This window comes from Pseudoalteromonas sp. NJ631, from assembly GCF_000276645.1.
Taxonomy (GTDB): domain Bacteria; phylum Pseudomonadota; class Gammaproteobacteria; order Enterobacterales; family Alteromonadaceae; genus Pseudoalteromonas; species Pseudoalteromonas piscicida.
In genome coordinates this window covers 105738-119033 of record NZ_AKXJ01000004.1, presented here as the reverse complement: position 1 = coordinate 119033, position 13296 = coordinate 105738, and the positions used below count along the sequence as shown (strand labels likewise).

The window sequence follows — 13296 nt, the reverse complement described above, 5'->3', positions numbered from 1 at the left end:
TAAAAAGAAGCAATAAAAAAGCCGCCAAAATATGGCGGCGTAGTGTATTAGTTCAGCGGTTGTGTTAAATCCAGCTGATAAAGTGCAAAACCTCTTTCGTCGGTTTTGCCGGTAGGTAGAATATGATTAAATTGCTGACTGTAAGTTTCAGCATCCGCACTGGTTGAGCTAAAGAATTCAATATTAGCGCCAACCACAGGTGCAAATGACCAGTTCATATCGGCGGACGGATCAAGTCCTTCAGCACCATTTTGGTCGCTAACAAAAGTTATATAGTCAGCAACGACCTGACGGTTCTCATTTGGCGAGTCAACGACGATTTTATCTCCCTTAATATTTGGGAAATTACCGCCACCAGATGCACGATAGTTATTCGTTGCTACCAAGAATACTTGGTCATCCTTCACCAATTCACCTTGATACTTCAATGCCTTAATGCGGTTACCGTTTGACACCTTTTCACCGTTTGCAGCGTAGCGTGCAGGCTCAGTGACATCAATTTGATACGTCACACCATCTAGTACATCATAGTTATATGAAGGAAAGTCTGGATTGATCAGCGCTTGAACGCCTTCAGTATTCGGTGTGATTTGATTGAACTGTCCTGCAGACATTTCAAGCCATTCGCGCACTTCGCTGCCCTTGAGCTTCAACACCTTAAGTACGTTCGGGTAAATGTACATATCCGCAACGTTACGATAGGCGATATCACCTGCAGGTATTGCGGTAAAGTCATCTGGCCCGCCACGCCCTGCTCTGAAAGGCGCACCCGCAGACAGAATAGGTAATCCATCAAGCTCAGTACCTTGCACGATTTTTGCTGTATACCATGCTTGTGCGTCAGTCACGATTTGGATTGAGGGATCGTCATTCACTAACGCAAAATAGCTGTTCACTGTGTTGGTAATTTTAGCAAAAGGCTCATTCACCCATGCGCGAGTTTCAGCATGCTCACGATGTACTGCTGCTTCAATTGCCGCATCGCTTTCTACCAAAGATACGGTGTTACGATTTTCATCCGTTTCATAGATAGCTTTCAGCGTCGACTGTGAGTCAACCACCACCCATTTACCTGATTTAAATTGGATATCTAAGTCAATTACACCAAGATGATTGCCCCAAAAACCAGGCATTACAGCCGCAACGCCATTGATTGTGCCTTTATCGTTATCAACACCATGTGCCGCTAAGTCTGCGTAGCCCGAACCAGGGAAGTTTGCATGCGCGTGACCAAACATAATGGCGTCTATATCATCCACCTTGGACAAAGCATAAGATGCATTTTCAGCCATTGGCTTATCGGCTGACACGTCTAGGCCTGAGTGCGGAATAGCAACGACAATATCCGCGCCTTCAGCTTTCATCTTAGGTACGTAGTGTTTTGCCATTTTTACGATGTCTTTGGCGATCACTTTGCCTTCAAGATTGGCCTTATCCCATTGCATGATTTGCGGTGGAACAAACCCGATGAAGCCGACTTTAATCACCTGAAGTTTGTCATTCTCATCAAAGAATTGTTTTTCTTGAATTAGGTAAGGCTTAAATAACGGCACATCATTTGTTTCATCTTCGTCGCCATCAACCTTAAATACGTTTGCACTAATATAGGGAAAGTTCGCATCGTCAATTGCTTCGTCTAAAAACGCTAAACCAAAGTTAAACTCATGATTACCAATGTTTGCGACGTCGTACTCTAGTGTGTTCATTGCCTTATAAACAGGGTGAACTTCTCCCTCTTTGAGGTTTTTTATCTTCGCCATATAGTCGCCAAGCGGACTACCTTGGATCAAGTCGCCATTATCTACCAGCATGGAGTTTTTAACTTGGCTTCTCGCTTGGTGGATTAACGCCGCGGTTTTCACTAGACCCACTTTGTCATCTTGCTTGTCTGAGAAGTAGTTGTAGTTCAATACATTTGCATGCAAATCTGTGGTTTCTAGTAAACGCAAAGACACCGCAGTGCCCTCTTTTGGAATATCAGGTCCTTTCGGCACGTTTATATCAACATCGTTATCTGAATCTGAGCAACCAGTAATAATGCTTGTGGCACCGCACAGTAGTGCGATTGGAAGTAGTTTTGTTTTCATAAGTCCTTTCTTTACTTTGTTTGCATACCCGTGCGCATGCTTTTAGTTATTTCAGTAATACCAATTCTCGTCTCTTCTTATTCCACTTCATAGAAGCTGAACCAAGAAGCACAGCGAGTTAGTATAAACCGTTGCGTTTTGCGTGGCGGGTGTCACTATACGAGGGAAAAAAGTCAAGAAAGCTAAGCTTTTATGGCAGTTAAGTGCTAGAAATATGACGATACTAAGTCAGGAGAAGTGAATTAACTTTAAAGTGATAAATATACAAAAAAGCCTCCACATTGGAGGCTTTAATTGCTTGCTTAACATTTAGTAATACTTAGTCTTCGAACTCTACTTTTTCTGCTTGAATATAAGTTTCACCATCCTCGGTTACTAAATAGCCCTCCACTTCAACGTTTTTACCCGTTGCAATATCAGACTGTTCACCATCTTCAAACTGAGTTTGCTCAGACACTTTAATCTTTTGGCCAAGTACATAAAACATGGTTGCTGAATCAACCTGCGTGATTGCCCCCTCAACTTCTACGTACTTTATTGCTTGAAACTTTAGCTCTTTAGCAACCACTGTCACGCCATCTGTGGTGTATCCTTCGACTTCCACTTCTAAACCATTGTCTAGCTTTTCAAAATTACCATGCTTAAACTCTGTGTTTGCGGTAACTTGAACACGCTGCGCGCCGAGATTGAACTGATAATCAAACGGAGAGTCCTTAACTAAGTCTTCGATAACCCCCGCAATCTCTACTTCTTCGGCAGCGTCATCATCAAATTCAACTTCCTTAGCCAATAGTACGTTATCTTGGGTTAACACCCCTTCGACTTCAACAGAGACGCCATCAGCTAAGTTTTCACTGCTGCCATCTTTAAACTCAGTATTGTTATCCGTGGTAATTGAAATGCCATTCACCATAAACTCAGACGCTGAGACAAAGTTGGTGACATTACCTTCAACTTCAAGCTCAATGCCGTCTTCAGATTCGATTTCAATTTTAAGCGCAAAAACTGAGCCGTCGGCACGCTGAATCGCTTTGACTTCAACAAAGTCGTCATTGACAAATATGCCGTTTTTAAACTCAGTGTTTTCATCAAAAAACACAGTTTTACCATTGAGGCTAAAAGTTGCATCGACAGGGTTAAAGTCCGAAACCTTACCTGTTAATTCAAAAGTTCGGTCATCAAAGTCGTCTTCCTTGTCGTCAACCTCAACTTTAGTTGCGATAAGTGCATCACCTTGGATCACATAGTCAACTTCCGCGATATCACCTGCCGCCACTTTTTCAAAAAATACAGTTAGATCAACATCACTCTCAAGCTCAAGTTCGGTTGCTCCATTGATGGCAAAGACCAGTTTACCAACAGTGATAGTCTGCTCAGCTGCATTCACAGCAGTAACTTTTCCTTCAACTTCATGCTCTTGCTGATCATTAAAATCACTCGCTGAGATGCGCTCTAAGTCTCTTACAACATAAGCATCTTCAAAGCCAAAAGCCTCAATCTCAACGACATCGCCAATATTAAGCTTCTCAAGTTTAAGTTCGTTGTCCTCAGCATCTGACTCATCTTCAAACTGGGTATAGCTATCCACAAAATAGGTGCTACCAAATACCGTTAGTGTTTGTGCTTCAAGATCAATTGCGTCAATTACACCAGTTAGTTCTATTTCTGACTGTTTATCGAAGCGTACTTTTTTCGCAATCAAACCATCATCTTCTGTAACAACGGCAAGTACAAATACACGCATACCGACTTGTAAGTCGTCATCGTCACCTTTCTTATAGTCAGTCTCGTCGCTCAATGTAAAATTATGGCCGCCAATTGCAAAAGCCTCATCACTGACTTGCGTTACTATTCCTTCGAATTTAGCCACCGCTCCCGAAGGCGCTGAATTGGCGCTTTCAACTTCGATGCTGTCAGCAAGTAAAACGCCCTCTACAGGCAAGTTTGATGCCTCTACTTCTACTATTGCATCATTTTCTATCGTGCCTTCGACCTCTGACGCTTGGCTGTAGTCGACAATAAGCGCGCCTAATTTAAATGTCTTGGCATCGAGATTTAGTTCAGAAACCTTGCCTTCAACCTCAAACTCGCCACTTTGTTCTTCAACATCAATACGGGTAGCGATATATTGACCCTGCCCTTGATGCAGCGCACTGATCTCAACGAAGTCTCCCGTATTTAACTCAGTAAATGCGATAGTGAGCTTTGTGCGCTTATCGACACCAAATTCTTGACCTAAAACGGTAATTGTTTGATTTGCATAGTCTACTGCGGTCACTACACCTTTAGCGGTTGCATCGTAGGTAATAGAGTCTGCAACCGCAAAGCCACCATCTGCTCCTTGTTTACCTTGTAAGTCAACCTGCATACCGACTTTAAGGTTTGCTTGTTGCTCTGATGTCGTTTCATAACGCACACCGTTTACGTACACACTGCCAAACCCAGTTACGGTTCCCTGTGCACTTACTGATGTACGGTAGGTAATGGTGATTGTTTCTTCCTCATTGCTGCTTAAATCAATGGTAATTGATTCTTCATTGGGCTGATAAAGCGCCTGATTCACAGAGCGAGAGGTAGCGGTTAGCTTATATTCACCCGTTGCAAGCGCACTGAGTGTAGTGGTGGTAGAAATATCTTCGCTATAGCTTGATGGACCTGTTAACGTTAGATCAGCCTCAGCTCCAGCGGGTAAGCCCTGTACAATGACTTTTATTGAACCTTTGGCTCCGGTGTTATCGCCAGGTTGCGGATCGTCATCACTTCCGCCCCCACATGCGACCAGAAGGCTACTTGATGCCAATAATGATGGTAATAACCATTTTCTATCCATTACATAATCTCCTAAATTTTTGGCTCATTTAGTACATGCAGCTGCTTTGCCACAAAAACTTAACATGCACTCTAGACGGCCAAAAATGAATACCCGCTTTATTACTGGTACCTTGGTATCCACCTAATTGGAGACTGATATTAAATTGGTTTGCTTGTTGAAATAACTATCTTAATGAGACCCGCGCAGCTGCAGATGAAAGTTTTTTAGAATTCGTATCACCACACTTCCATGCGATTAATTTGGCAGTCATCTGCATCAAAGTACTTTTTCATCACCTCGGGAAATGGGCCATTGCCGTGAGCATTCCTATTCTTTTTAAACGTATACTCCATAGCACTGTGATAGTACTCGTCAATTGGTTGAGTAATATCCATAAACCTATTCATTTGTGACCAATCGTGAGCATCGCCGCCCCCTGCAATACCTATACGATTTCCAAACCAATAGTGCTCGGGGTATTTTCTACAACTTAAGTAACCCGTTTGCATCGATGCGCTGCCTCGCATATTTTTTACTTCTGGACCAACGACATACTCTAGGTCTTCTATGGGGATATAAAATGGCTTTCTGAATTAAGGTGTAAGGCGTTCTTACCAGTCCAGTATGACGGTTAAACTCAATTGCATCCACAATACGAATTGCATTCCCTAATTTGTACATTATTAAAGGGAATGCAGTCAGTAAAAACAGCCCTAACCATGAATGCCAAGCAGGCATACTGTCGTCTGTCATACTTACCCCTAACAGACAAATCCCAATGATAGGGCCTAATACCAACCCATGTAGCCTAAGGGACCATAATCCCGGTGAGCGCGGTACAGAAACAACCCGACCATCGCATTGGCTAGGGTAACTTACGCCACTAAAGTCGTCTCTCGGTGCAAATCTGTCTTTACAAGGTTTTGCTTCTTTAAACTTACAGCCGTTTAATTCTTCAGCCTTGGCTAGTCGTTCCTTATAGTTTAAGTTATGGAGGTAGTCTTTTGTTTGTTCTTCATAATAAATACCACTTCGACGATAACTTGTCTCTCTAGCCAAGTATGCATCTCTTTGCGCTTTCTTTTCTTTTTCTTCTTCAGTTGCTTCTTCTCGATAATATCGCTCTCTTTCCTTCGCTTTATTTGCCAAATAGCTATCTAGCTCCTCTTCAGTCATCTCTTCAATCTTTTTCATCAACAACTCCTTTTAGTTGACTACCATAAAGTACTTGTAATGATTAACGCCTACCACACTTCCATGCGATTTACTTGGCAGTCATCTGCATCAAAGTACTTTTTCATCACCTCGGGAAATGGGCCATTGCCGTGAGCATTCCTATTCTTCTTAAACGTATACTCCATAGCTTTATAGTAATATCGGTTGATTGGTTGAGTAGTATCCATAAACCTATTCATTTGTGACCAATCGTGAGCATCGCCACCTCCTGCAATACCAATACGATTTCCAAACCAATAGTGCTCGGGGTATTTTCTACAACTTAAGTAACCCGTTTGCATCGATGCGCTGCCTCGCATATTTTTTACTTCTGGACCGACGACATACTCTAAGTCTTCTATGGGGATATAAAATGGCTTTCTGAATAAGGTGTAGGGCGTTCTTACCAGTCCGGTATGGCGGTTAAACTCGATTGCATCCACAATACGAATTGCATTCCCTATTTTGTACATTATTAAAGGGAATACAGTCAGTAAAAACAGCCCCAACCATGAATGCCAAGCTGGCATACTGTCGTCTGTCATACTTACCCCTAGCAGACAAATACCAATAATAGGGCCTAATACCAACCCATGTAGCCTAAGGGACCATAATCCCGGTGAGCGTGGTACGGAAACAACCCGACCATCGCATTGGCTAGGGTAACTTACGCCACCAAAGTCATCTCTCGGCGCAAATCTGTCTTTACAGGGTTTTGCGTCTTTAAACTTACAACCGTTTAGTTCTTCAGCCTTAGCTAGTCGTTCCTTATAGCTTAAGTTATGGAGGTAATCTTTGGGTAGATCTTCATAATAAGCTTCACTTAGGCAGTAACCTACTCGTCTATCACTGTATGCTTCTAATTCTGCTTCCCGCTTCTCTTCTTCATTAGCTCCTTTTTGGTAGAGCACTTCTCTTTCTTTAGCCCTCTTTGCTAAATAATTACGTATCTCCTCGTGAGTCATGTCCTTAATCTGTTTCACCATAAACTCCTTTTAATCAACCTCTAGAAAGCACTTGTAATACTAACGCCCTACCACACTTCCATGCGATTTACTTGGCAGTCGTCGGCATCAAAGTACTTTTTCATCACCTCGGGAAATGGGCCGTTAAAGTGGGCATTCTTATCGAGCTTATAGTGATACTCCATGATTTCGTAGTAATATTCTTCTATCGGTTGGGTAATATCCATAAACCGATTTATCTGAGCCCAATCGTTTAGGTTCCCGCCATCACCAAGTCCAATCGCGTGGCCAAACCAAAACTTTTCTGGATACTTTCTACAACTTAGATAACCTGTTTGGAACGAGCCGCCACCTCTTGCGCTTTTCACCTCAACGCCCACCACATATTCAAGGTCTTCTATTGGGATATAAAATGGTTTTCTAAACAAGGTGTAAGGCGTTCGCACCAACCCAGTGTGACGATTAAACTCTATGTTATCAATAAACCGTAAAGCGTCAGAAAATTTAAACAACAAGAAAGGCGTGATGAAAAGACCTGCCAAACTCAAGTATAAATAGTCTACTGGAAATGTATGAACCAGTGTCAGTACAATCAACATAAACCCAGCAATTGCGGACAATATGGTTATTACCATTCTAAAAAGTATTAGGCTTGGGTGGCGAACTACCGCAACTTTTTCACCGTCACAATTCCAAGCACCAAAGAGGCGTTTAGGGCCATCAAAATCATCTCTTGGGGCAAATGCGTCTTTACAGGGTTTTGCTTCTTTAAACTTACAGCCGTTTAGTTCTTCAGCCTTAGCTAGTTGTTCCTTATAGCTTAAGTTATGGAGATGGTCTTTTGTTTGTTCTTCATAAAAAACACCACTTCGACGATAACCTGTTTCTCTACCTATATATGCATCAATTTTTGCAAAGTCTTCTTTTTCTGCTTCGGTAGCTTCTTCGCGGTATTTTCTGTTTCTTTCTTTAGCCCTTTCTAGTAAATAAATATCCCGCTCTTCTTGAGTCATCTCTTCAATCTTTTTCATCACCAATTCCTTTTAGTCAACCACTAGAAAGCACTTGTAATGATTAACGCCCTACCACACTTCCATGCGATTTACTTGGCAGTCGTCGGCATCAAGTTTGAAGCCAGCTATAACTATAAACCCTATTCCGGATAGCAAAATACTAGCTGTAACATTATCATGGTGAACATACCTCTTGGCTTGGGTGGCCGTTTGGGATCAGGGGTCCATACTTCCCATGGCCTTGTAATTTCTGGTTGAACTTTGCCCTCAGACCAGTCAAATTTTAAAGCCTCTCGAAATATTTGCTCTTCAATTTCTCTTTGCTGTTCAAGGCTAAATTGTGTCCAAAAGCCTTTTGGTCGACCATTGCTTTCATCAAAAGACTTAGTTAGTGGATCCAACTCTCGATACAGCTCGTACTCCGGTGTATCGGGTAAAGCTCTATCTTGCTCCATGTGCCTAACAATCGACTCCCACTCCATAAAACATCGTACTGGGTTTGATGTATCTCCATTCACTGATAATGTCAACTTCGCATTTGGGTAACGTTCTACATCTTTATGCCTGATTTCAATAAACGCTTTCATAATACCAAGCGCTCCAAACTCATTTTTAATTCTGCATTCTATATTATCCCAATCGAATGTTGGATTGCCAAACTCATCAAGCTCTTCAGCATTTCCTATTTTCCATGTAAAATTTACTTTTTGCTCTATGCGGTCAAAATAAGCGCCCCTAATAGGAATTCGGTCATAGAACAGCCCCAACAAGTTAACCACGAACAAAGAATATATGGGAATTAGATAGACAATATACCACGTAAAATCCTCCTCCGAAAATAGTGCAACAAGTGAATTAAGAACAAGGATAAACCAAAAATAAAAAGATACCCCTCCTGGTATACAAAGTAAAAAGAAAAGAATATCACCATCCTTTGCTTTATATAAATACCTAGACTTTAATTTGAAGAAAACTTCACTCTTAGGATCATAAAACTTTTTATAAAACGCTAGCCCACACCGCTCTCTATTCACCCCACCTTTAAAGCTATGCTCGCTAAAAAATCGATTAAAGAAACTATTTTTCTGAAGTGTATTCACTATTTTCCTCCCTGAAAAAGCTGTAACAGCTGTTAAGGCAACCCCGTTAAAATTTGTATTAACGAGACTTTTATAAAGCTTTGCTTTTTATTGACCTGCTCTTGAGTCAGGTCTGGTTTCCACTTTAACCAAGGCTTTACAATTTCCTCACGTTCAGGGCCGTAAGTGAAGTTAAAATCTGCAGCATCTTCTTCATAAAGTCGTTTTAATCGACTCTGCTCTCCCAAACTAAACCCAGCCCAAAAAAGCTTTGGTCGATTGTTTTGCTTATCAAACTCCCTCGTCAAATCATCTTTGCTTCTATCAAGCTCATAAATAGGAATATCTGGTAGTGGTTTGGTATTATCCATATGTCGAATTATCAGCTCCCACCTTAAATGGCAGTACATAGCTGAATTTTGTATTCCCACAACATCCATACGAAGGTTTACCATAGGGTATTTATCACGATCTTTGTGCACTAAACGGACAAAAAAACGTGGAACTCCCATATCGCCAATTTGCTCAAAAATTTCTGCTTCTATATCCAGCCATGGAAAACACTGATTGCCAAACTCATCCAGCTCGCCTGAGCCAACATCAAAACTAAAACTAACGGTTTGTTTAACTCTATCGAAGTAGGCATATCTATGCCCCAACATTCTTAAAAAGTATGGATAAATATTTAGAAAAAAAAGTGAAACAGCTACGTTGAAAACAAAGTGACCAGCAGAGAGCTCAATTATCTCTTCAAATGTAAAATCATCATAAAGAAAATAACCTAAAGAATCCAAAAGCAAAAAAAACCATAATGTACAGCATAAACCAAGAGGTAAAAACATCAAAAAACGTTTAAACCCTCCTTCATCTAACACCAAATGATATCGCCACCCATCCTTTTTTATATTTTGAAAAATCTTTCCGTCCGTTTCATCGTTAAGTAAGGCTACTCCCTTTTCTTTCGGCCCCATAAGGTACAGTATATTACACTCTTTAAAAAACCCATTATATCGTGTACCTCTCACTTTCAGTAACCTCCACCGGTCTCATAACTTTCATAATCTATAGGGAGAGTCATATAATTATCTAAAATCAACTTAGGACTTATACTAATGCTAGTTACATCATCTGGAATATTGAAATAGAAGTCACCTGAAACGTGCTCATTTTCTTTAGAAAAAGTAGGGTTATAATCTTGAGTTCCATAAACCCATGTTCCTTTATGCTTATTAAGTGTCACTTTATGTCGATACTCATAATTAACAACTAGACTCAAATCAGACACCCCAACCTCAAACCTTGGTGTTAACACCTTTACCAAATAAGCATTGTCTCCTAAGTTGGATATTGAGACTTTCGGCTCAAAAAGTATAGAGTTAATATAATTATGATACTTTTCAGGGTTTATAAAAGCTGGTAGATTTTCACCAGACTTTGAGAAGGGACCATTTTTAGCCCAAATTTCTAACTTTGACTCGATTAATGACTCAGCTACTATTGTAGTTATTATACTTCCGACAAGTAAAGCCCAACCTACCGGACCCATCGTGGCAGCAAATATACCATAAACCGCTGAAAAAAATGTCACACCTGAGGCAACTAACATAGCAGTACCCGCTACCGTATCATTTTTTTCTATAAGCTTAATAGCATCTTTAAACAACACCCGAGTTCCTATTGCGCCAACAATCCCACTAAACAACCTAAGCTTTGTAAACAATAATATTGAGCTACGAATTTTAATAGCATGTTCAACTTCTTTAACCTGATTAATTGCATTAAAAAGAGAAGCGGATGCTGCTATTTGAGCCCCAATTATCGCGACATTTTTCTCGTCCTCATAACTCTCCCCTTTACCTTCAAAATTCTTTTTATAATCAGAATAAGCAAGATAGGTACTGTAAGAAACCAACATAAAAACAATATGGGCAACAGATTTATTTATAAGCTGAGCACCTAAGTTTGCTTTTGTGGAGGATATTCCATTAATGGAATAGTCTCCGCCTAATTCTTGTGCCACATTAAAAGCGAATCCACCTTTATACAGTGACGTTTTTGGCATGGTAAGCGCACTTTTACCTCTGAGCACAGTGTCTTGAACCTCCTTAATATCTGAAACTCTCAGTGCTAACGCTATAATAACCTCTTTGGTCTTTTTTAACATTTCAGCATTGTGAGGTTTGTTTCCAGGCCCTTTAATTTTTAGCTTTAATGCACCAGCAACAACTTCAAGGTCTCTTTTTGCTATATTTGCTTGCTTTCCGTTACTTGCCTGTCTGAGTATCCGCTGAAAAGGTTTTTTTGCCTCGCCCGTGACAAGTTTCTGCAAAACAGGCAAATCAACGAATTCTTTAGTAATTGCGACTCTATCGTTTGGTATCGCTCCTAAAGAGTGAATCTCTAGTTCACCAAACCAACTTGGAGACCTCGCTTTTATCGTTGCACCAACAATATGTAATAGTCTTTCACTAGGTGGTATCTTCTCAAATTTCAGTACAGCTAACTGTTGCTGAAGTGCGACGTACTCTTGTACGCCCTTTAGTGAAATATCAACTCCTCCTTTAGCAACATTAAAAATGGATCCTCCCATATTGATGTGCTGATTACCTTGGATATCACTTTTAAACTTTTTCGGTGTGAATTCGCCAAGCTCAGAGGAAATCAATTCTTCGTCATAAATGGAACTCTTGAGCATATCTCCGTAAGCATCTGGGTGAGCACAAAATAGAACATTAAAAAAGCTACTCTCATTGTCAAAATGTTGCCATACAAACTCTAGTGCTTTACTTTGCTGAAGCTGTAGGTCTTTTCTGATTCGTGTTAACTCTGTTTTGTTAACCATTGAATCTATGTATAAAGGTATAGAATCATCTGGCATAGTTAATAGTAAAAAATGTTCGGATGTTAGTCCTAGTCCATCATCAAAAGCCGATTGTTCAAGTGTACTAAAATCGATTAGTACAGACTTTTGGGTAGGCGGGCTCGCAATATTATTTCTAGAGCAAAGATTAGAAAGTGTAGTGTTCTGAGCCTCAATTTTTCTATTGTAGATATCATACAAGTTATTTCTAGCATCAATTATTGACTGCAATTCGTTAACAACTTCTTGTGGTTTTTCGCCTAGAAGATATTGCTCTAACTTATCCTCAGATACTAAGGCTGCTGCCTTTCTGAGCACTTTAGAAGTACTGTCATTCTGTTCATATAAGTTTGTTGCGAGTCTGTTTCTCATTTTTGTGTAATCAATTTCATAGAGTGACTCATCAAAAAGGAGCTTATGAGCAATTAATGCTGACTTTTGAAACCCATTTTTAGACAGCTCAGTTTGTCTATTTCTCAGGCTATGTAATGCAGCTTCCCCTTCTAAATAATATTTTTGCGCTATCCCCAAAACGTCATGCAAATAGATACAGGGTTCACCGTTTTCGTTGGCTTTTAGGTTTTCAATACTGTCCCAATTGGGGGCTAATGAAAAATCTATGGTTTGCATCCGCTCGCTACGATAGGTCGAGGCTTTACCTTCTTCTGGGCACTTTGACGTCATTGGCTTTTCATCAAAGCGGCTGTCATCTGGCTTCATATCACCCAGTGCGCTGATGTAATCCCACGACCATTGCACGCGTGAAAAGGCAACTTGATAAGTCATGGTTTCAACTGAAGTTGAGTCTGAGAAGAGGCCTTTTGCGCGAATTGGTAGTGTGAGTCTTGGCATGTGCGTGCCGTTGTTGGGCCTGAAGCTTTGACCGTGATACTCACGAAGGTCAACTTCACTGAGCATGCCACCTGAAATGGCGGCTATTTCTCGCCACAAATAACCATTAACAAAAAAGTAGTAGTAACCAACCGGTTCATCTTCTTGAAATTCTTTTTGATCTTTAAACATGGGCACGTATTCAGGTGCCTTTGCTTTATTAATATCAAGCGAAGCTTCTGAGAATACACGTAGTTCTACCGTCTCCACAAAAGGAATTTGGTCATCCGGTTTTGGTGATGACGCTCGTTGAACTTCAGCAAAACCAAGTGGCACTGTACAATCTTTGCCATTTAATCCTTGAAGTTGCAATTCCAGAGTACAAGGTGTTTGCTCATCATTGAGTTCAGTATTAAAAATATGTGCGCCCATGC

Annotated in this window: 9 protein-coding genes; all 9 read right to left on the bottom strand. The window is 40.7% G+C overall.

The window, feature by feature from the left end; all coding sequences use genetic code 11:
• Window positions 1-47: 47 nt before the first annotated feature.
• Window positions 48-2087, bottom strand: coding sequence for a bifunctional 2',3'-cyclic-nucleotide 2'-phosphodiesterase/3'-nucleotidase (locus tag A587_RS0109275; protein ID WP_017217351.1), 2040 nt, complete (start codon window positions 2085-2087; stop codon window positions 48-50).
• A gap of 319 nt (window positions 2088-2406) precedes the next feature.
• Complete coding sequence (locus A587_RS0109270; RefSeq protein ID WP_017217350.1) at window positions 2407-4917, bottom strand: DUF5666 domain-containing protein; 2511 nt, start codon at window positions 4915-4917, stop codon at window positions 2407-2409.
• A 218-nt stretch (window positions 4918-5135) separates the two neighbouring features.
• A complete protein-coding gene (locus A587_RS25250) occupies window positions 5136-5294 on the bottom strand; it encodes a hypothetical protein (RefSeq protein ID WP_232288042.1) in 159 nt (52 codons plus the stop codon).
• A gap of 88 nt (window positions 5295-5382) precedes the next feature.
• The gene (locus A587_RS23925; RefSeq protein WP_017217348.1) at window positions 5383-6093 is read right to left on the bottom strand and encodes a hypothetical protein; all 711 of its coding nucleotides are present in this window, start codon (window positions 6091-6093) and stop codon (window positions 5383-5385) included.
• Window positions 6094-6143: 50 nt separating this feature from the next.
• Entirely contained in the window at window positions 6144-7097 is a 954-nt protein-coding gene (locus A587_RS0109260) for a hypothetical protein (protein WP_026000941.1), read from the bottom strand.
• A 50-nt stretch (window positions 7098-7147) separates the two neighbouring features.
• Entirely contained in the window at window positions 7148-8110 is a 963-nt protein-coding gene (locus A587_RS0109255; RefSeq protein WP_017217346.1) for a hypothetical protein, read from the bottom strand.
• A 122-nt stretch (window positions 8111-8232) separates the two neighbouring features.
• The gene (locus A587_RS0109250; RefSeq protein WP_017217345.1) at window positions 8233-9192 is read right to left on the bottom strand and encodes a hypothetical protein; all 960 of its coding nucleotides are present in this window, start codon (window positions 9190-9192) and stop codon (window positions 8233-8235) included.
• A 32-nt stretch (window positions 9193-9224) separates the two neighbouring features.
• On the bottom strand, window positions 9225-10142 hold the full coding sequence (locus tag A587_RS0109245) for a hypothetical protein (protein WP_017217344.1): 918 nt from the start codon (window positions 10140-10142) through the stop codon (window positions 9225-9227).
• Between the two features lie 56 nt (window positions 10143-10198).
• On the bottom strand, window positions 10199-13294 hold the full coding sequence (locus tag A587_RS0109240) for a hypothetical protein (RefSeq protein ID WP_017217343.1): 3096 nt from the start codon (window positions 13292-13294) through the stop codon (window positions 10199-10201).
• Window positions 13295-13296 lie beyond the last annotated feature (2 nt).

Excerpts from the sequence above, each read along its gene's own strand:
- A587_RS0109275 (WP_017217351.1), bottom strand. The coding sequence starts at position 2,087 with ATGAAAACAAAACTACTTCCAATCGCACTACTGTGCGGTGCCACAAGC.
- A587_RS0109270 (WP_017217350.1), bottom strand. The coding sequence starts at position 4,917 with ATGGATAGAAAATGGTTATTACCATCATTATTGGCATCAAGTAGCCTT.
- A587_RS25250 (WP_232288042.1), bottom strand. The coding sequence starts at position 5,294 with ATGGATATTACTCAACCAATTGACGAGTACTATCACAGTGCTATGGAG.
- A587_RS23925 (WP_017217348.1), bottom strand. The coding sequence starts at position 6,093 with ATGAAAAAGATTGAAGAGATGACTGAAGAGGAGCTAGATAGCTATTTG.
- A587_RS0109255 (WP_017217346.1), bottom strand. The coding sequence starts at position 8,110 with ATGAAAAAGATTGAAGAGATGACTCAAGAAGAGCGGGATATTTATTTA.
- A587_RS0109245 (WP_017217344.1), bottom strand. The coding sequence starts at position 10,142 with ATGGGGCCGAAAGAAAAGGGAGTAGCCTTACTTAACGATGAAACGGAC.
- A587_RS0109240 (WP_017217343.1), bottom strand. The coding sequence starts at position 13,294 with ATGGGCGCACATATTTTTAATACTGAACTCAATGATGAGCAAACACCT.